This is a genomic window from Neobacillus driksii (genome assembly GCF_013409995.1).
Classification (GTDB): Bacteria; Bacillota; Bacilli; order Bacillales; family Cytobacillaceae; genus Neobacillus; species Neobacillus driksii.
Genome location: NZ_JACCBX010000009.1, coordinates 253221 through 272571, shown reverse-complemented (window position 1 = coordinate 272571; position 19351 = coordinate 253221). Strand labels below are relative to the sequence as shown.

Here is a 19351-nt window from a genome sequence, read left to right as displayed (position 1 = left end):
CTCCCTTTATAGGATGAGATTCTTATAATCATAAAACCTCTAAATTCAAAAGTATTCGCTGCAATATCTTATTAATCCTTCTTAAGCTAACCTGCACCGTTAGTTCAACAAGAAATTAACTTTGTATATCCTTGTCATATGTTTCAGCGACAAACTCAAAGTCTAAATCGTCTTTATGAATAAATACACTTGTCTTAGAAGGATAACCCGTTAATGTAGAAACAATATCAATCTCAACAAGATTAAACCTTACATTGTAAGCCTCCTCAATATCCAGTCCACCGGTTAAAAAATGTTTCCCATCCCCAAATGATTTAAAAACAATCACTTTTTCATCCAAATCGTTTTTATCCATCTCAATCCACTCACAGTTTACCAGAGCTTTGAACGTATGATGTTTCGGAGTGCATTCAATATGATGTATCCCTTTATAGCATCTTAAAGTAAACATATACGTATGGGTTTCATTCCAATCAATATCAATCCCGTATTTAAAAGAAAAAGTATTGTAAACCATCTCATAAAATAACGGCATTACAATATCATCCCAAGAGTCATAGGCGAAAGCAGATATTGGTATTAAGTGGGGATACAAACTGGCAATAGCTTGTTGGAAATTCAGTAAGATTGATGTATCAGAGATTCCTTGCAAAGAATCATCCATTTCGTGTTCAAACTCTTTTAAATGTCGATTATCAATCATAACATTCCCCCCAAAAAATCAGCACTTTATTATGTATTCAAGATTAGTAAAAAAATATCCTTCTTGTGCTAACCTGCCCGTTAGCTCAATAACAAAAAAAGAATCGCCGCAGCGATCTCGTTCTTTAACTCTTGCACCTGTTAGTTGAACAAGGAAAACGTCATACAATTCCAATGCTTTGCATCCCTTTTTCTCGTACCTTTCCAGCCCTTTTTCTGTAACTCTTTAGCAATTAACATATTAAAAAAACCGTGTCCAACTAATACGACTGATTTATATTCATTAGCATAGTCAATTAGCAGTTGTGATGCCTTATTTGCCCTAAATTTTGCTTGATTCAAAGACTCGCACTCGTTTGAATATCCACTGAACCATAGTATTCTTAATACAATCGCCCAGATACTTGGCTTTAACTTTACATTAAATAATTGTGATGAATTAAAAGGTAACTCTGTTTCTCGGAATAAAGGGTCAGAAATGATTTTCGTTACTGGATTTAATAATCTTGCCGACTCAACAGCCCTTTTTAATTCACTCGTAATAATGATTTTTGCAGTTGAAACTTTTTCAAGGGTTTCCGAGGGATATGTTGACTCTTCAAACACTCCAAGGTAATCATACTTTTCAACCCACTTCTTAAATTCCAAACCAGTTATTTTATCATTTTCAGTTAGTTGTGATTTTCCGTGTCTAATCAATGATATTTCCATATTTCTTCTCCTCAAATTTGCACGTTACTTACTACCATTAACTGTTATTCTATAAAAGAATTAAGGAATCCTTCTTCAACTAACCTGCTTCGTTAGCACAATAAGAAAACGGGATCGCCGCAGCGATCTCTGTCTTAAGCTCTTGACCTTGTAAATGACAAATCAAAAGCCAGCACTAATTGTAAAATATTCTATAATAAGATTCAGTAAGTTTAGTATTTTATTTAGTTATTGTTACCTTAATCAAAATCTAAACCCTTCTCAATCGAGAGGGGCTTCAAAATGGTAAATAGTCATTCATGATATCTTCTTTCTTTTTACTCCCTGTTTCCTCTAAAACCTTTATCTGTTATATCGTCGCCATCACATTTAATTTTTTCAATTTCACACTCAAAAGGATGTTCCTTCTTAATCCAATTCCAAAACTCCAGAGCAACTTCCTCTTTTTTCTGTCCTCGTAATGGAAACGATCCTTTTCTATAGGAACGATTATCATTGCATATGTAGTGAATTTCGATTAGTACATACATTTTAAATTAATCCTTTTTTACAAAGTTCAATAAATAAGACAAACCAATTAATATTAGTCCGTCATAAATAGGATAAATAATATCACGGATGAATTGTCCTACTCGTAAAGGATCTGGTTTTTCTCCTTCTGGAACAAACTGAGTAGCATGAAAATGTAAAGTTGAGTCCACATTTGAAATAATCCCCAAAATCATAACAGCAATCCCTGCAAAAAATAAAACTTTTGAAATGTTTTTCTTCATTTTTTAATCCTCTTCCTCTCCATTAATCAATTGATCCACTGTAATCGATAAAGCATTTGCGATTATTAACGCAGCTTCAATATCAGGTTGCGTCTTGTTTTGTCTCCATTTTGAAAAAGTTGTTTCCGACACTCCACAAAGCTTAGAAATATGTTTGTTTTTTAATCCTCTCTTTTCCATCCAGTAATCCAACTTATTATTAAACATTATGTATGTCCTCCTACCTTTTATAACCAATTCCACAAATGAGTTAAATATCCTTTTAAGAAAAGTTATAAAAAGATTTAACTTTTCTTTGATAGACAGACAATATCTATTCCGAATGGGCATAAGCATAGAGTACAGAACAACGAAAGGGGGATACGGGATGTTAAATAATTTTGTATGGTCGTTGTTTCAAGGATACAAGGATGCAAAAAAAGAAAGTGAGGTAGATAGAAGCTTTGAGCAGTTAAATTGGTCTATGGATTGCTGGATTGGGGAAACGTCAACTCCGTTGTTAGAGGTATCAGATCTAAATGAACTGTTAAACAAAGCAAAGCATAAAGACCATTTAAACCAGATACTAGACCATTTATACAGGCACGACGCAACAAGGGTTGCACCTTATAAAAATATCGAAAAGAAGATTATTGAAAAAATCTGGGAGGGTTAGAGTGGATAAACATACAAAGCGTTATATGTTTGAACACTTCAATCATTTTTCTGAAGGTATTAACTTGGGAGAAATGATGGATTACATCAAACAAGGCGGCGATTCCTCATATTTATCTTCTGCCATTCATTCAGAATTTACTGGTGTGGAAAAGGATTTTTTACAAAATAAGCTATTGGATGAAATGTACAAAAGGAGAGGAAAACATGAAAATTTGCAAAGACTGTAACCAGGAACGGAGTGAGTATCTGTTTACAAATGATGTTGATATTTGTGATTACTGCTGGGCAATGAGAGGAGGATATTAATATGTGGAGTGGTGTGATGTTACTAGGTATTGGGATTGTGTGTGTAGTTTCCTATCAGATCGGCAAAATGAAAGGTTGGGATGAATGGGATGAACAGTATGAACAAAAGATGGATGACATCGTTTCAATAATATGTCTCCAATCAGGAATGAAAAAGGCCTGACTAGCACCTACCCACTAGTCAAGCCTTTTTCCACGCAAAACCTCTGATTGTCCCCTTAAAGAAATGAACCCATAAATCAAGAAAATAATTCTGGTTTTTCTTTAAGTAAGTGATTTAGCAAGTCTGTCATTTTTTCTGTGTCACATACTCTTACTGTTGCATCGCCAAATTGCCCTTTGTACATAGCTTGATGATTTAGAAAAATATCTTCAACTCGATTGTATTTTTCAGAGGTATGACCAATATGTCTTCTTTGAGGTATGGAGATTTCCGTTTTATCCGGTAATATTGTGTAAAGCATTTCGTGTTCATCGGTCAAGCGACCTGGTATATCAAGCCATTCCTCGACTCCATGAATATATGTACATCTTCGTAAATCGACTCCGATTAACAAGATGAATGCCTTCTGATCGAGTATTTTCCCCCAACTTGATTGCCGTGCACAAGGTGTGTCGAATTGTTCATTTCCGGCAATAAATTCATGTGCTCCTTTTCCCAGGGCAGCTACCGAATGCGTTGGATGCCATGAGCGAACAACACCCGGACGTTTTCGAAACAGTTCTGTTAATAGACCAACGCAAGACGGTGAGACATTGACATAAAATCGTGGATTCTCTGCATTAATATACGACCATGTATGGGTAGGAAAAACCAAAAGACCATTTTTCATATAATCCGAGAGTGCATCAAGGACAGTATCCGCCCCACCCTCTACTTGCCCAATGCTTTTCATCGATGAATGTACAAGTAATACCCCATTTTCGTCGATTTCCAATTCTTTAAGATGATTTAATAAATCTTGTTTCTTGTACATCACAATCAACCTTTCAATCTTGAAATATACCAAAAGAATACCATATTCGGATTATTTGTGTATGTTTCCTGAATTCATTACCCACTCGACAGAAAATCCCCTTCCTAAAGAGAAAGGGATAAAATCTAGTTATTATCTTAAGGCAGATGCCGCCATTCTTATATAAGTGTGTCTCTTACCTCTAACGGTAATCGAAAGGGTTTGAATATTTTCAGGTAGTGCCATACCGGAATATCCAGCATCCCCGATATGAAAAATATCCACTCCTGCTCTTTTCGAACTTAACGCAATGGCGCGAATGGTTTCTTCATCTGCTCCTTCTTGGCTGGTGCCAATTGCCGCAAGGGTTAATGCCCCTTTACTTTTTACGTTTTCGACTGCCTTCGCAAGAGTTTCCTCACGAACACCCGGGACTGTTCCAGGTGCGGGGAAAAGAATCACATCTGCCCCTGCTTCTGCAAAGCGTGAAAATGCATCTAAATCAAACACACTTCCTGCTGTCCCAGCATTATGCATTTTGCCGGCTATGATCAGCCCGCCAAAATGTTTATTCGCTAATGTAATCGCCTGTTCAATTTTCTCATTGGTCACACCTGATTTTGGGTTACCCGTTAAACAAATGAAATCACATCCCAATTGCTTTGCCATCGCTAGTGATTTTTCAGTAGCTGTACGTCCCTCCGGCAACGAATGTAAGTTCTCTAAAGCATTCGCATTCGGATCAACAGGTTCAAGATTTATGCCGACTGGCAGACCCGTTAGTTCTTTTATTTTTTGAATAATGTTTTCATCTACTTCACTGCCTGCTGCATTTGGTTGAAATATACTGTATGAATCCACACCATTTACTTTAGGGTTCATCACATCGAACAGGTTTAGTAAAATCATATCCGCTCCGAATGCCTTCATCACTTCCGGGTTGGATACCTCTGGGAGTAAGGGTTGTGATGTCACGACCGTTTCAGCCAAAATCGTTCTTCCTTCCGCTGCGCGGATTGCCTGCTTTAATTCATTTCTGCCCATTTGCCGAAAATCAGAACCTCTACAATCTAATATCCTTTTAATATCAATCACCTCTATTATTTATACTGTTATCTTAGTATTTCTACAGGATATCATTCCTCAATCTCTTTTTATAAAAATGGGCAATAGAAGACGGACCAAAACTTTTGGTATTTGCTCTGCTAATCCCCATTCTCATAAGTCTTTATTTCTTTTACTGCCCAATCCAATATTTCATAGAAATTTTTTCTAGCTTCTTCCGTTTTTAATTTTTCCCATGAAAACGAAGGACGTTTGTTTAAGCTATCATCTGTAAGTTCAACACCCAATAATTCTTTTAATTTAGTTTGGAACTCCATTCTCTTTTCTAAATCTGAGAATGGTGGATGAAACTTCAAATGCTGAAATTGAAGTTCAAATGCACCATATGTCCACATACAAAATAAATTATGACTATTTACTCCTTCATATAAAAAGAAAATAGAGCCACTTTTTTGACCCTGGCCATACCATATCCGATAAGTGCCGCTTGAAAGATGATTGAAAATATCCTGGTAGACTTCTTTTGCCTCACTGCCTAGTTTATTTCTAATTCCATTCATAAACAGTTCTTCATTCCATTGGTGCTTTTGTGCAGGCTTCTTCGTTATTATGGCATTCGAGGTTAAACCAATCACCTGCGGAACAAGTGTTTTGAGATTATTGTCTACATTTACGTATTGTCTAATTTCAATCCCAAGGACCTCCGATTTTGTCATCTGGTCATTCATAAATTCAATGATTCTTCTTAGTTCCTCTGGAATCTCATCTGCTACAAATAACATTCGGATTACACCATTACGCAGATTCTCCTGAACCTTGGACCAGAATTCTTCGATGTCAGCCTCGTTTTCTGCTTCTATACCTAGTAAATCATTCAGAACCTGAATCGGATCTTTCCCATCTTTTACATACTTTTCAATAAAAGCAGTTTGAATGGACTCCATTGGCCAGTACTTGGTGGCATTTGCTGCATAATCCATCATCTGCCCTACCACTTCTCTTCGAATTCGGGTATCTGAGCTCCGCTTTACCTCAATGAATGTGGGAATACTATTCTGATCAATGAAGAAATGATCAATGCTCCATTGGGAAGTTGCGTTCATTCCCGAGGGTATCCCAAACTCTCTAGCAATCGGTAGCCATTTTCTTGGGTTATCTCGATTCATTTGATCACCCGCAAGTAAATCTGGATAGCTATCTAAAAGTTTTTGAAGAATCTCCTCCGAGTCATAAGAAGTTTCTTCCATTTTTACTAACGTATTATCCTCCTTGATAATAAAAATGCTTCCATTATGCATCAAACTGACCTCCGTTCCTAACAAACAAATAATTTTAAAAACAAATACAAATTGCCCCACAGTACGGTATAAAAAAGCAGAGACCTCCTGCTTCTGCCCCTATTTCCTCCCTATTCTCAAATTTCCCACTAACTTGCTTTTTCGTCATAATCTTATCTTACCAAAATATTGCAATGTTACCTATTACTGACTTAATGTTACGACGAAAAAAGGCAACGGATTTACCGCTGCCCTCTAGTTTTTCTCCTAATATATTACTAATATGATGCCATCTAACACACCATTTTTACATTCTATTCGAACAAATAAGGCTATTATATAAACCCGGTAAGGTACTGATAAAGCTCTTCCAATTTTTGCTCTTTAACCACAATGCAATTAGGATACTGTTTAATTTCAGCAATGCTCGATATTTTAAAATCATTTGGCGAAGGTAGCCCGGAAGCACAGATGACCATATAATCTGCAAAGAATATCAATCCTGTCAGAGCTGACATTTTGATTGTCATTTGTCTCATAGATCTGCCAGCAAAACAAACCTTTCATTGCACTTTTCCCGCCAGATCTTTCAATAACGATTTGATGCTCATTCACCTATACTTTTGTGCCAGATTTAAAATCGAAAGTTTTCATGTTTTTATTCCTCCTAGTTAATTATAGGGGTTGCATTTTGTACCTACCGTAATAATTATCGTAATAAAATAAAAATTCACCGATTAAAAATCCGCTTGTTTTAATTCCCTGTCCTCTTTCATTTATTAGCTGGATTATAATTCTACTGAGAATGTTCATGAAATTCCATTCGTAATTTTGTTGATGTAGACCTACTAGGAGCGAGTATTTTTCTTCTTTATTAAAAATTCAATTTCTAAGGACCCTAACACTATTAGTATAGTCTTTTAAATATCAAACATAACTTCTAGCATGGCATGGTCACTTGCTTTTTCGATTCGTGCTTCATGCAGGTACGCTGCCTCAACTGGATGCAGGTCATTTGAAGCAAATACATGATCAAATCTTCTCCTCCATGTTTTTTCCTTCATTTTTAATAGCCAGCTGAAACCTTCTTTTGAATACCCATACAGCTTACGGTACACATCTTCTAAATCATGTTCTTTCAGTCCAATGATAATGTTTCTTTCACTATTGTCCCATCTTTCGTTTCTCCGCCCAGGTATGTATTTACCAATATTATTCTTTTTGTATGCCCACGTGATTACCTCTCCGGTCGGCAATTCTTCCTGAGGCAAATTAAAATCACCCGTCAGTATGCGATAGGGGTAGTCTTCAGCCACTAAGGTTTGATATATCCCTTCCAGTATTTCAATTTTAATCCAGCAATTGGAACTCCCAGGTGGAATGTGAGTGGTGTGGATTTTTATAGGTAAATAAGGTGTATCTACCGTTACAGATAAAAATCGTTCAGGCCACGTAATTAGCTCTCCGCCAATTTCGGGATTGGATAAATACCATTTTGAGGCGATTATTAATCCGTATCTTCTTGGTCCCTTTAAATAAGATGAATCTATGACAAAGTCTAAGCTGCAAACAATATGCTTTAATCCTAAGGAAGGCAGCAGATCTTTGAAAAGCGGTGCGGTTGTCTTTGTTACTTCCTGCAGTGTAATGATATCTGGCTGAAGCGTTGCTAAATATTCAATCTGTCTTGGCAGCATTTTTACTCGCCCAGCTACATTCCAAGTAATCATTTTCAAATCAAAATCCCCTTGCACCTACCAGCTTTTTATTTTTATATGATTTATATTTCTAATTTGTCCCCATCCCCCAAAGTTACACATGTTTTAAAGTCCTATTTGTTCTCAGAAAAAAGGGAAATGTTAAAACTACTCTACAACAATTAGTCCGACTATATGGTCGAAAGCTATCCGTTCAATTTTATTAGTTGTCATCTCAATGCAAAGCTGAAACGTAATCGGATTAACATAATGAATACGGTCAGTAACCGTTTCTGTAAACCCATCACTCCAAACTTTAATCTTCACCGGAAGATTGTATTCCATCGCATAGGCAATACTCCGATCAAACTCCTCCTTCTCATATTCGTCTAGTAATGGTTTCAATTTCCGTTCTTGGTCCTTAAACATGGCACGTGTCATCTCAAAACCTACCGGCATAAATGAAGCTTGTTGCCATTTCTTTTTTCCTCTATCTCGTATTGCCATATCTTCACTCCTCCCCTACCATTATACACAAACATATGTTCTGTATATGTAAAAAAAATCTACCTATCAATGGATAGGAATTTTTTATGGAATTTTCTCCCTTTAAACACGTTAACGTGTTAGCATGGAATATATGTTCTGAAAAAAGAGGGATAAGATGTTAAAGTATAAAGAAGATGTAATAAAATTAATTCGAAGCGATGAAAAAATGATGGAGATTATTAGAGTTGCAAGCACACTGAATTTACCTGACTGGTGGATATGTGCAGGATTTGTGCGTTCAAAAATCTGGGACACCCTTCACGGATTTAACAAAAGAACAGAGACCCAAGATGTCGATGTAATCTATTTTGATCTCAAAAACATCAATGAGAACGTTGAAAAGGAACAAGAGAAAAAGCTAGTAAGCATGATGCCTACTATCCCTTGGTCCGTTAAAAATCAAGCAAGGATGCACATTATTAATGATCTTCCTCCCTATACTTCTTCAGAAGATGCTATTTCAAGGTTTCCAGAAACTGTGACAGCTCTAGGAGTAAAAATCGACAAGGAAAATAATCTAGTTCTTACTGCTCCTTGGGGATTAGAGGATGTCATAAATTTAGAGGTGAAACCGACTCCCTATTTTACTGAAACAAAAGAACTTGCTGCCATTTACGAGGAGCGAATGATTAAAAAGAATTGGAAGACTATTTGGCATAAGATTAAAGTCCAACAACTCAATTTGTAGAATGCCTCCTAAAACCGTAATATAACAGCAACTTATAAAAAATAGCCTAGTCCCAATGAACTAGGCTGTAGTCTGTATTGTTTGTTCAAGAGTCTTATTACTTTAAATACCCTATTTCACAGTCACCCATATAAACCGTAATTTGACTTCCCTATATTGCTGTTTTACGATGATATGCCACCAAAGTAATTGTATTTAATAGGATGGTAACGATAAGAAGAACTATTGAGGCGGTCACCGTGGCACCCGTAGTGTCCATAAGAGCAGTCCAATCCTCACTCTTTACTAGGTGATAGTAATAATAAATCTGGAAACATAATGAAATAGCACAAGAACTTAAGCTTGATATGGAAAAAACGACCGATTTCCTATGGTTATGCTTTTCATACCTCATTAGATTTATTAAAGGAAGTATCCAAGCAATGAGTCCAAGTATGAGACTACCAAGATTAAGTATACCCATCATATCAATTCCCCTTTCTTTGTTATGTATATTCTTCTGTACACGAATCCCAATTAGAAGATCCCGCTCAGTTTAGTCTAGAAAATAATGGTTTTTGAGTTGGGACAAAACTTTACTGTTGAAAGGGAAATTTCCAATTCTTACTTCTTCTTTTAACTTTGCTAGTGCTTTTAAAGCCTCATCCTTTAATTCTACTGGATACTTATATTTAATACTATTTGACTCAAATTCATCCTCATCCACTACTTTCCATTCTTTATACTTTTCCTGAATGTAATCTAAGTCTAAATCAATGAAACTTATTTCACCGTTATGAAAGAAGGAAGGTTTTGCTACATTGCAATATGCCGAAACAACCTTTCCGTCTTCAATTTCCATCGCAGCAGTGAACCATTCGCTCAAAGAAAAAAATTCTAATGACGTGTTATTGACAGTAAAAACCTTATTTTTGGTATGATGAATCAATTTGCGGCCTGGTTTACATAAGACAAGTACATAGTCTGGGGTGTGGCGAAGTAGTTCACCTTCCCACTCATAGTGGAGAATATCTGGGAATTTAAGAGCTTTAATTTTTATAATTTTACTCACTATGATCATCCTCAATTCATATTTTCCAACTCTATAAATTAAGTTCGTCTTCTTCACCTATGACGATACTAAAAGAAATATTAAGTTTATCCCAAACCCAAGCCTGAAACTTTTTATCTATTTCTCTTTTTAATGTTTTATCATCTATATCCTCATCAATTCCTAATTGTTTAAAAGTAAATCTTTCTGTAGCCCCTGTACCTTGATATTTATTACTATTAAATGTAAAAGTAACGTGTCTACCCAATGGTTTATCCTCCTAATGTAAGTCATCATTGATTCGCCTTACTTACAGCTCTTAGTATAACTGTTGAATTGATAATACTACTTCTAGAAATTGTCTACGTTTCTTTGAGATTTCTAAATACTCCTCATCCATCATATCTTCATAGTCAAGAACATGACCGTTTTCCATTGTTTCGTAATATTTTTTGTATAAAACTTCCATTACTATTTCACTTTTTTGCAGTTCTTTAGATACGTTGAATTTTTGCTCATTATTTTCTTGATAAACAAAAATTCCAGAATCAAAGTCATCACTGATCGTATAACGTGATCCTTGATATTCAAATAAGAAGAAACCTTCATTTTCCATATAGAATAGCAGACAGTTTTTAATAGCTTTGGATAGAAGATGTAGCTTCCGATCATAATCTGAAGTTGACACTGAATTGATCGTTTTTCCTTTCCTTTTACACTCTCTACAAAGATGATTTCGGTGGCCCTTCCCACTAAATTTTTCATTGGGCAGGTAATCCCCACATCCTATACAGTAATGGCCTCGTTTCTTACTTCCCACATAGACAACTCCCTATTTAGAAATTGACTAAACATGAATACTATTTTATCAAAAAAGTGCCAGGCACCACCCAATTTTTATTTATGACTCTTTTCCTTCCCTATCGGCCTCATTCTTTCTTTCCCCTCATTGGAACACTATTTTTCATTTTTGCACACAATAATTCATTTTTAATAAAATTTAGTTCTGAATACATAAAAAAAAGACCGAACATGTAGCTACATGTCCGGTCCAGCAATAGACGGTTCCCTTTAAGGGAGTCAGCTAATAGGCGAAATAATCCACCAGAGCCAGTAACTCATGGGTGGATTATTTTTGTTGTTTTAAATGACAGTATGGTTACGATTAAACTAGCAAAACCAATCACTAACATTAACGCTTCAATCACTGTCATCCAGCATCACCCCCTTTCTGTTTGGGAGTGTGCCGACCACGGTTATGGACAATAATTCACATACTTGTTTACTAAAAAAGAGCCGTATAAACGACTCAATTTGATAAATTAACTTTCCTATACTAATAATTTCTTTATCTATTAATTACAGTACATCTCATTGCTCCTCTACGGATTAACTCCTCTGCTCTTGTTAACGAAATTCTAACAAGGACAGCTTCGTCTTGATTGTTTTCCACGTCGAAAACCAAGAATGCTTGGCCATTTTCTATTAAAACACAAATGAATTCTGCATTGTTACGTGGAATACGCTCTCTGATTGTACAACGTTGGACACCAGCTCTTATTAATGTTCTAAATTCCCGCTCAGAAATTCTGATAAAAACAAATTCTTCCAAATCAATATCTTCCACTTCAATTTCTACCAGTAAAAAGAACCGATTTCCAATTCTTACTACACAATTAGCACCAATTTCAACAACTTCATTATTCATTACTTTCCACCTCCATTTCTATTACATAAGATTCAAGAGGAAGAAAAGTGCTTGGACAAACATACAATAATTTTGAAATTAATTGCATAAAAAAAGATGTTGATGAAACTCATTGGCGTCCCTTTATTAGTGATAGGCGCCAAGCAATGTTGTGATAATACGGAGAATACGAAGTATGTCGCTACCACTTCCTTCAATGAGAATGTGATTATTTTAGAAGATGAATTGTACAAGTAAATTGCTAAAGGTGCGGAATCATGGAGAGTGCTGTTAGTCCCTTAACATAGTACTAGGCACCACCTTATTTGAGGTGCCTGGACTATTGTATCTTTAATCAACCTTACCTACTTGTTTTTGTCATTTCCTAAACCTCCAAGCCTGAAACCCCTACACCTCCAGGTCCCGCATGAGTTGAAATCATTGCGCCTGCTTGGATCCATATTACATTATTGAAACCAGCTTCACTCGCGATTTCAGTCATCCGCTGTTTAATCCTTTCATCAAGTCCGATTGAATATAGAAGGTAAAGTTGCTTTCTATCAATGTTGTAATGATCTAAATAATCTCGCATCAGCTTTTCTGAAACTGAGTCCATACTCCCTCGATATTTTTTGGTTGAAGTAAGATTTCCATCAACTAATTCAATCCGCGGCTTTATTTTTAACAGTGCCCCTCCGAGATAAGCAAGATTACTAACTCGTCCACCTGCTCTTAAAAAATCTAAGCTGCCGGGAACGAAAGCTAGTCTTGATTTCGGAACCACTAATTTAATCATCTCTACTAACCGTTCAGGGTCAATGGAAGGTTCATTCTCTAATAAGGTAACCGCATACATCACAATCGCCGTTAATCCCCCTGTAACGTTCAAAGCATCGATTAGAAAAATATCACTCAAACCCTCAGTTGCAATAATCGCATTTTGGAAGGAAGAAGATGCCTTCGAAGTATAACCAATATGCACAATGGTGCATTCAGGAAAATCATTTTTGATCTTTGTGAAAAATTCAAGATATTCATGCGAATTGGTCGATGTTGTCGAAGGTATTTTCCTTGTCCGTTCGTAATAATCATAAATTTCCGTTACAGCTAACGAACCATCTAAATAATCCTTTCCATCCATAATTACATGCATCGGGACCACTTGGACATTATATTTTTTAGCTAATTCTTCTGGTAAATCCGCACCACTCTCTGTCGTTAAAATAATTCTTCTCATCTATATCCCCCACTCCAAAATAAAAGCCATTACGAATTTCCTCTGCAATTTGTGTTCTACTCTACTATACATGAAAAAGGGGGTCGGCTACACGTACCTTAAGTATTTTAGGGGCAGTTCTTATGGATATAAAAAAGGCCATTAGACCCTTCCCCATAGTCACACCGCAGTGGTCACCGTTCTTTTTTTTACACATTCGAATAGGATTTTTATATGGGGGTGTATCCTTTGAACATTTTAATATTGATTATATTACTGATACTAATATTTGTTATCTTTTTATTCATTCGAAATGGCATGGATCAAGTAGTAGAAAGTTTTTCTCAAGGAGACTTTTTGCATCAAAACAGTCTTAATTCAAAAGATACAACGATTATCAACAAGATTAACGAATATTTTGAAAATGATGATGGCAATGGAGACGGAATCGACGATGACGATGGTGGTGAGTAACAATTTCTATCAGTGGTTTGTTTAAATACTTTCAAATAAAAACATTTACAATTTCAGCAATACCTATAAGGATTAAAAATACTCCACCAATTCTCGAAGACCAAATATAATAAGTTGATGGATCTCTTGCTTCCTTCGATTTCCATCTCTCAGTTAGATCCCAAAGCACAGCGGGTATTGCTACCATAAAGAAACCAATTAAAATAAATATTATGCCAATTACAATCATATTTCCCCTCCTCTATCCTATACATTCTATTACGTTGATATAAATAATTTAGTTTCAATATTTCACACATCATCAATTCTTCTAACACTAATAATGCTCCGCTAGCTATAATAGTTCCGTTATAATTAACTTCTTCATTTCTATCTTGGAATAACATGTTATCCCTTGATCCGGTGCGTATTTACGTAGTAGAAAACAATATGGATTTACCGCTATGTATGTTAATACTAAAAATATCCATATTATAGGTAAGAGAATATATAGAGGATGATTTCCGATGTTATATATCTATAATGATTTTGCGGGGACGCACTCCACTGCTTTGGCAGCGGCCTACCATTTGAAAAAATTACCTCAATCAGAAAGAAAGCTGACGAAGGAAGAAATCCTTAATGTCCAATATTTTAATCAGTTAACAAAAAAGGATTTTGGAAAACTTCTTTTTCACGGGATTGATGAGGAAGGTAACTCTGTTTATTCCATTGGCCGGAAACGAGACAAATATGTGGTGCCAGCCATGAGAGAATTGGCGTTGCTCTTTCGAGAAAAATTTCAGTTAAACGAAAAACTTGTTTTTTCCAATACCTCTCCAACGGTTCCATTGGCTATGTCACTTGGGGGATTGTTTTCAAGACGGCTGAATATTGACATCATTGGCGTCCCTTTATTAGTGATAGGCGCCAAACAATGCTGTGACAATATCTACCGGTTGGTGGAAAATACGAAACATGTCGCGAACACTTCCAACAATGATAATGTGATCATTTTAGAAAATGAAATGTACTAGTAAATTGCTAAAGGTGCGGAATCATTGATAGTGCTGTAAGTCCCTTAACGCTTTAATCCATATCTTTATACATCCAATTTATTCCTCACTTCCACTATTGAACGCGTATTTTCGTTGGATTGAAGGAAATATTAATCATATATTTCTTAATATTTGGAGGAAAATATATTGAAAAGGGTTTTATTTTTAGTTTTTGCTACTGTAAGTTTCATAATTAGTAGTTCTCTTTCTGCTAATGCTTTTTCAGCAAGAGAACTCCCTGTATCCCAATCATCTGACCATTGGAAAGTAACGCTAGATAAACCTGTAACAGATGATTTGAAAGCAGAAAAAGGTGTTTTTAACTTGTATAGCATAGATGTCAAAAACATAGGGGATGAGGTATACGACCCAATATTTGAAGTATATCGAAGTGAACCGAATACTCGTACAAAGTATTCTTTAATATCCAGCAAAGACATGCCGATAAAAAAAGACTTTTTTCACCATCAAAATCTCCCTGTCTCCACTAAGGCGAAAGTAATAGAAGTTGTTGTCACTTGGAGAGAAAAACCATATGAGCAAATGAAAAATGGAGAAAAGTATCCCGCACGAAAGTTCAAACAAACCTTTGTATTCAAACAAGACTAATTCGAAAGCCTCCTTTTAACAAGGAGTTTTTTTCTTATTGAGCTAACCATGCATCCATTAGCTCAATAAGAAAATCCACCGAAATGGAAGCTTGTTCATAAGGGAAGGCCCCCCGTTCGTTGAAAATTACCAACTAAAAATCCTTTAAAGCCTTTCCTGTCCCTAAACAAGTGTTACAATCCTCGACATGAACTGTTTCAAAACCTGAAGAAAAAAACCCTCTACCTGAACAATCGGCACATATTCCCCTTTGAAAATTTTTCTCTCTTCGTTTTTCTTTTAGATACTCAAAGAAAATAAAAGGAACCATGTCAGCACCTCCTCCAAACTTTACCCCTAGTATCAGCAATTTATTTTTTTTAATACTATGGAAGCTTATCTAACTAACTACTAATTTTGGATGCTCATTTTCTGTCTTCCCTATCATTAGAAGCTATGTCTTTTAATCTATCCATTTAGGCAATTCGTAATGAGCCAATAATTTGGGAATGATTGTGAAATATGGTTCTTACTAACTATATTTTATTGAAATTATAGTTATCGCGCTTTTTGACAATTTTGTGCATTAGTGTTAATTCATTAATATATTGTACTTGAATAAACGTAATATGATATTTACTTTTTGCCGATTGAAGCCATGAGAAGGTCGCAATCGCTAACGCGATTTCATTCTTCTACTAGGACTTACTTTTGAGTACCATCTTAATGGAGTTCAAAATTGGTTAGGAAATTCTTAGATTGGATTATGATATTATTGAGGAGTCTCATTGGAGAGGTTTAATGATTTTTTAGTTTATAAATTTCTATAGAATGCTCTGAAAACATTTGGTCATAGTATCCGAGGTCATGTTTTGTTTCCATTGTTACATTTATTTCTTAAACTCCCCGAAAACGGAATCTAGTTTTTTTCAATGAGTCACTTTTCCGTTTATTTTGGCAATTTTTTTATTTATTTCGGTAATTTTTCTATCCATTTCCACTATTTTTCCATCTATTCCGACTAACTTTGCCATATATATCTGCAACATTTACATTTGTTGCTGCAACAGTATTTATTAATTGATGCAATAAATGACCCTGTCTTTTTTGATCAGCCAAAATCAAATTAAGTACTTTTTCCATTGTCGCTCACCTCCATCAATTATTACTTTTTATTATAGCAGATTCATGTTGTGAATCTTCGATGAAATGAGACTGACCCAAAGAGACGTCATTCAACAATCTTTTGAGCCAGCCTCTTATTTGTTTCGTTTTTTTATGTCTTATTTCAAATCATCATATATCTTCGATAACAACACTCTATTTGGATCTTGGCTAAGTTCCCACATCATCGCACCACCTAGGCCGTTTGCCTTGATAAAGGTAGTTTTATATCCCATTGATTCAGTATCATCGTAACTGATAAATTGAGATCCATTAAACAGCCATGGAACTTTGGAATCTGGTTCCCAGTATCGAATGAATCCATTTTTGTTTACGTAGTTCGCTTCTAGATTCGCATAACTGATGGCAGATCCACCGCCCGTGAAGGACTGGTATAACCCGTTATTACTATTTGTTACCTGGTTGTATGCTCTGCCGTAGAAGGGAACCCCCATGATGAGTTTATTTGAAGGTACCCCTTTATTGAGATAAAGGTTGATGGTATCTTGTACACTCCACTCCCAAGTGAATCTAGATTCGGGATCACGGTTCAAAGGGGCATTCATGCCTGTTATGCTCTCCCAGGATCCGTGAATATCGTAGGTCATTAGTTGAATGTAATCCACATACTGGTGAATCAAGTTCAATTCTGTATTGGCAGCATAGGAGCTGCCTGCTCCAGCTGCAATCGTTAGCAAATACGTCTTCCCGTCCCGTGCACTTTGAGCATCCAAGGTTTCTCTTATTTTTTTCAATAGAAGGGTAAAGTTCTGTTTATCCTCAGGACGGTTGATATTGTCTGCTTCTCCACCGCCTACTGGATATTCCCAATCCAAATCAACACCATCAAAGCCATATTTCAATAGGAATTGCAGGCAACTTTCAGCAAAAATTGTCCTCGACTGCTCCGTCAAGGCTACATCCGAGAACTTTTCCGACCAAGTCCAGCCGCCCACAGAAATTAGTGTTTTCAAATATGGATATTGCTGTTTCAGCTTGGTTAATTGATAAAAATTCCCCTTGTAAGGCTGATCAGCGGTATCACCTGGAAATGGTTTTTCCACATCGGCCCAAGAGTCGCCTATTGCAATTTTTCCATCTGAAGAAATGTTGGCAAATGCATAGTTAATATGGGTAAGTTTACTGGCATCAATATCGGCTGGCTGAAAGTTTGAATAAGTCGACCAACCCGTATAATATCCGACTCTTTTATAGGCAGTTGGTACAGGTTCAGGGGTAACAGTATTTTTTACAATAACTGTTTTAGAAACCTGTGCAGTTTGATTGGCCGTATCGTACACAATCACCTTTAACGTTTGGCTGCCATCTGGCACCCATGGATCTGTAGCCCAATTCACACTATATGGCGCTGTCGTTCGCGTTCCAATTAGATATCCGCCATTATTGCTGTAAAACTCAACCTTGCTGATTCCTTTATCATCACTTGCACTTACAGATAATGTAACCGTTCCACCTATAGTTTGACCATCACTCGCAAAAGGAGTAACCTGAAAATTGCTTACTTGTGGAGGCGTGTCTACTGACGGTGCGGAAGTGGTAACATTGATCGTATTACTAGCTGCAGAAACATTTCCACTAGCATCCCGAGCTTTTATGTAGAAGCTATAAGAAGTATTAGAACTTAAATTCCCCACTGTATAAGAGGTTGAGGCAGTATTCCCGATATAGCTATTATTCTTGTAAACGTCATAACCTTTAACTCCACTATCATCCGTAGAGCTCGTCCATGTTAATGAAACAGAGGAAGAAGTTATTCCTGCTGACCTTAAATTAGTTGGTGCAGTTGGTGCAGTGCGATCCTTTTTAGCAGCTTCTGCATGAGTGAAATTACTTGTAAGGCTGATCAACACTAAAAAGAAAACAATAAAGATTTTAAAACAGTTTTGTAGTCGTGGTTTCATGGCAATGCCTGCCTCTCCTATTAAAATAGCAAACTATGTTTACTTTATTCTAATAGGGAGCAAAGGGATTAAAATAGTGGAAAATAGTAGCAAATTTCAGTCTATTGCCAATAATGTATAGTGTTCATTTTGATCGATATCCTCCGGGTTGATAACAATCTTACTTGCCTACATAAAGATAGATACATACTACGAATTTCCTATTTCTAATTGAGCCTCGAAAATCATTGAGATAGCCTCGTCCTCCTCAGGAAAAAGATGATCTATATCAGGTTTTTCTGGTTTAGACAGGTTATTATCCTCCCAGTTATTAAATGCGAGTTCCCTCGTTTCAGAATTGTAACGAATTATCTTGTGATGGTTGGTGAATCGTTCGATTGATGAATTTACCTCCTCGATCGAATAGCCCAAATCAAAAGCGATTTGTTTTTTGGTAATCTTATAGCTGCCAGTTGGAGTGCTCTGAGAATTCGTAAGTAGATAAAGGTAAAAATATTTGTCCTCTGGTGTCATCTCTTCTAATACAAACGGATTCCTCCAAAAATTTGTTGTTATCATTCTAAACGTTGTCATCTTCCATCACTAACCTTTCTTCTAGTAAAATTACTTTCACAGGTTATATATGAAAAATAGCCGAAAACGGACAGGGTGAATTTTATCTACATGTGAATATTTTGTGAAATGCATTAATGTTCCAATGACTCCTTTGTTAAGGTCTGGAAAACCTTTTGTGAAAAGATATGACGATAACGCACCGATTTGGATTTTCCTCTATTTTTTTTAAAAGAACTTCTTGTTGTTTTTCTTTTTCTTTTTCTTTTTCTTTTTCTTTTTGCCCACGTATCGTGTAAA

General features: G+C 36.0%; 28 protein-coding genes. 7 read left to right on the top strand and 21 right to left on the bottom strand.

Going from position 1 to position 19351, the window contains the following annotated elements:
* Window positions 1-115: 115 nt before the first annotated feature.
* The 5 genes from F4694_RS21070 to F4694_RS21050 all read right to left on the bottom strand — a co-directional run bounded on the left by F4694_RS21070 (window position 116) and on the right by F4694_RS21050 (window position 2393).
* Window positions 116-703, bottom strand: coding sequence for a hypothetical protein (locus tag F4694_RS21070; protein ID WP_179601577.1), 588 nt, complete (start codon window positions 701-703; stop codon window positions 116-118).
* A 140-nt stretch (window positions 704-843) separates the two neighbouring features.
* Window positions 844-1413 carry a histidine phosphatase family protein gene (locus F4694_RS21065; protein ID WP_179601575.1) on the bottom strand — a complete coding sequence of 190 codons (570 nt, stop codon included), beginning with the start codon at window positions 1411-1413 and terminating at the stop codon, window positions 844-846.
* A gap of 317 nt (window positions 1414-1730) precedes the next feature.
* Window positions 1731-1943 (bottom strand): hypothetical protein, encoded by a 213-nt coding sequence (locus F4694_RS21060; RefSeq protein ID WP_179601573.1) that lies wholly within the window; start codon window positions 1941-1943, stop codon window positions 1731-1733.
* Between the two features lie 6 nt (window positions 1944-1949).
* Window positions 1950-2186 (bottom strand): hypothetical protein, encoded by a 237-nt coding sequence (locus tag F4694_RS21055; protein ID WP_179601571.1) that lies wholly within the window; start codon window positions 2184-2186, stop codon window positions 1950-1952.
* A 3-nt stretch (window positions 2187-2189) separates the two neighbouring features.
* Window positions 2190-2393, bottom strand: coding sequence for a helix-turn-helix domain-containing protein (locus tag F4694_RS21050; RefSeq protein ID WP_179601570.1), 204 nt, complete (start codon window positions 2391-2393; stop codon window positions 2190-2192).
* 160 nt (window positions 2394-2553) lie between these two features.
* Here F4694_RS21050 and F4694_RS21045 point away from each other — a divergent pair, with 160 nt between their 5' ends.
* The 3 genes from F4694_RS21045 (at window position 2554) to F4694_RS21035 (ending at window position 3312) form a co-directional block, all read left to right on the top strand.
* Window positions 2554-2841 (top strand): hypothetical protein, encoded by a 288-nt coding sequence (locus tag F4694_RS21045; RefSeq protein WP_179601568.1) that lies wholly within the window; start codon window positions 2554-2556, stop codon window positions 2839-2841.
* Window position 2842: 1 nt separating this feature from the next.
* Window positions 2843-3070, top strand: coding sequence for a hypothetical protein (locus tag F4694_RS21040; protein ID WP_179601566.1), 228 nt, complete (start codon window positions 2843-2845; stop codon window positions 3068-3070).
* An 80-nt stretch (window positions 3071-3150) separates the two neighbouring features.
* Complete coding sequence (locus F4694_RS21035) at window positions 3151-3312, top strand: hypothetical protein (RefSeq protein WP_179601564.1); 162 nt, start codon at window positions 3151-3153, stop codon at window positions 3310-3312.
* A gap of 76 nt (window positions 3313-3388) precedes the next feature.
* Here the strand turns inward: F4694_RS21035 and F4694_RS21030 are convergent, their stop codons facing one another.
* The 6 genes from F4694_RS21030 to F4694_RS21010 form a co-directional block, all read right to left on the bottom strand.
* Window positions 3389-4126: an AAC(3) family N-acetyltransferase gene (locus tag F4694_RS21030; RefSeq protein ID WP_179601562.1), complete on the bottom strand. Its 738-nt coding sequence runs from the start codon at window positions 4124-4126 to the stop codon at window positions 3389-3391.
* A gap of 132 nt (window positions 4127-4258) precedes the next feature.
* The gene (locus F4694_RS21025) at window positions 4259-5191 is read right to left on the bottom strand and encodes a DUF7916 family protein (protein ID WP_179601612.1); all 933 of its coding nucleotides are present in this window, start codon (window positions 5189-5191) and stop codon (window positions 4259-4261) included.
* A 119-nt stretch (window positions 5192-5310) separates the two neighbouring features.
* Entirely contained in the window at window positions 5311-6468 is a 1158-nt protein-coding gene (locus F4694_RS21020; protein ID WP_179601560.1) for a hypothetical protein, read from the bottom strand.
* A 314-nt stretch (window positions 6469-6782) separates the two neighbouring features.
* Window positions 6783-6986: a hypothetical protein gene (locus tag F4694_RS31840; protein ID WP_218895770.1), complete on the bottom strand. Its 204-nt coding sequence runs from the start codon at window positions 6984-6986 to the stop codon at window positions 6783-6785.
* 381 nt (window positions 6987-7367) lie between these two features.
* Window positions 7368-8177 (bottom strand): endonuclease/exonuclease/phosphatase family protein, encoded by an 810-nt coding sequence (locus F4694_RS21015; protein ID WP_257029343.1) that lies wholly within the window; start codon window positions 8175-8177, stop codon window positions 7368-7370.
* Window positions 8178-8312: 135 nt separating this feature from the next.
* On the bottom strand, window positions 8313-8651 hold the full coding sequence (locus tag F4694_RS21010) for a YolD-like family protein (RefSeq protein WP_179601556.1): 339 nt from the start codon (window positions 8649-8651) through the stop codon (window positions 8313-8315).
* A 157-nt stretch (window positions 8652-8808) separates the two neighbouring features.
* Between F4694_RS21010 and F4694_RS21005 the strand changes: the two genes are divergently transcribed.
* Window positions 8809-9381 carry a nucleotidyltransferase family protein gene (locus tag F4694_RS21005; protein WP_179601554.1) on the top strand — a complete coding sequence of 191 codons (573 nt, stop codon included), beginning with the start codon at window positions 8809-8811 and terminating at the stop codon, window positions 9379-9381.
* Window positions 9382-9916: 535 nt separating this feature from the next.
* On the opposite strand, the gene F4694_RS21000 is transcribed toward F4694_RS21005, so the two are convergent.
* From F4694_RS21000 to F4694_RS20980, 6 genes are all read right to left on the bottom strand, one after another.
* Complete coding sequence (locus F4694_RS21000) at window positions 9917-10432, bottom strand: DUF402 domain-containing protein (RefSeq protein WP_308806466.1); 516 nt, start codon at window positions 10430-10432, stop codon at window positions 9917-9919.
* A 31-nt stretch (window positions 10433-10463) separates the two neighbouring features.
* Window positions 10464-10679 carry a hypothetical protein gene (locus tag F4694_RS20995; RefSeq protein WP_179601552.1) on the bottom strand — a complete coding sequence of 72 codons (216 nt, stop codon included), beginning with the start codon at window positions 10677-10679 and terminating at the stop codon, window positions 10464-10466.
* Between the two features lie 51 nt (window positions 10680-10730).
* Window positions 10731-11231 carry a hypothetical protein gene (locus tag F4694_RS20990; protein ID WP_179601550.1) on the bottom strand — a complete coding sequence of 167 codons (501 nt, stop codon included), beginning with the start codon at window positions 11229-11231 and terminating at the stop codon, window positions 10731-10733.
* Between the two features lie 298 nt (window positions 11232-11529).
* Window positions 11530-11625, bottom strand: coding sequence for a putative holin-like toxin (locus tag F4694_RS32395; protein ID WP_257029335.1), 96 nt, complete (start codon window positions 11623-11625; stop codon window positions 11530-11532).
* Window positions 11626-11759: 134 nt separating this feature from the next.
* Entirely contained in the window at window positions 11760-12119 is a 360-nt protein-coding gene (locus tag F4694_RS20985) for a hypothetical protein (protein WP_179601549.1), read from the bottom strand.
* Window positions 12120-12483: 364 nt separating this feature from the next.
* Window positions 12484-13335 carry a DegV family protein gene (locus tag F4694_RS20980; RefSeq protein ID WP_179601547.1) on the bottom strand — a complete coding sequence of 284 codons (852 nt, stop codon included), beginning with the start codon at window positions 13333-13335 and terminating at the stop codon, window positions 12484-12486.
* A gap of 243 nt (window positions 13336-13578) precedes the next feature.
* On the opposite strand from F4694_RS20980, the gene F4694_RS31835 reads away from it, so the two are divergent.
* A complete protein-coding gene (locus F4694_RS31835) occupies window positions 13579-13788 on the top strand; it encodes a hypothetical protein (RefSeq protein ID WP_218895769.1) in 210 nt (69 codons plus the stop codon).
* 31 nt (window positions 13789-13819) lie between these two features.
* On the opposite strand, the gene F4694_RS20975 is transcribed toward F4694_RS31835, so the two are convergent.
* Window positions 13820-14017, bottom strand: coding sequence for a DUF6199 family natural product biosynthesis protein (locus F4694_RS20975; protein WP_179601545.1), 198 nt, complete (start codon window positions 14015-14017; stop codon window positions 13820-13822).
* Between the two features lie 277 nt (window positions 14018-14294).
* On the opposite strand from F4694_RS20975, the gene F4694_RS20970 reads away from it, so the two are divergent.
* Together F4694_RS20970 and F4694_RS20965 are read left to right on the top strand one after the other, a co-directional pair.
* Complete coding sequence (locus tag F4694_RS20970; protein ID WP_179601543.1) at window positions 14295-14804, top strand: DUF3189 family protein; 510 nt, start codon at window positions 14295-14297, stop codon at window positions 14802-14804.
* Between the two features lie 168 nt (window positions 14805-14972).
* The gene (locus F4694_RS20965) at window positions 14973-15434 is read left to right on the top strand and encodes a hypothetical protein (RefSeq protein ID WP_218895768.1); all 462 of its coding nucleotides are present in this window, start codon (window positions 14973-14975) and stop codon (window positions 15432-15434) included.
* A 966-nt stretch (window positions 15435-16400) separates the two neighbouring features.
* Here the strand turns inward: F4694_RS20965 and F4694_RS20960 are convergent.
* The 3 genes from F4694_RS20960 to F4694_RS20950 all read right to left on the bottom strand — a co-directional run bounded on the left by F4694_RS20960 (window position 16401) and on the right by F4694_RS20950 (window position 19057).
* Entirely contained in the window at window positions 16401-16556 is a 156-nt protein-coding gene (locus tag F4694_RS20960; protein ID WP_179601541.1) for a hypothetical protein, read from the bottom strand.
* Between the two features lie 140 nt (window positions 16557-16696).
* A complete protein-coding gene (locus F4694_RS20955; protein WP_179601539.1) occupies window positions 16697-18499 on the bottom strand; it encodes a glycosyl hydrolase family 18 protein in 1803 nt (600 codons plus the stop codon).
* 189 nt (window positions 18500-18688) lie between these two features.
* Complete coding sequence (locus F4694_RS20950; protein ID WP_218895767.1) at window positions 18689-19057, bottom strand: hypothetical protein; 369 nt, start codon at window positions 19055-19057, stop codon at window positions 18689-18691.
* Window positions 19058-19351: the final 294 nt, after the last annotated feature.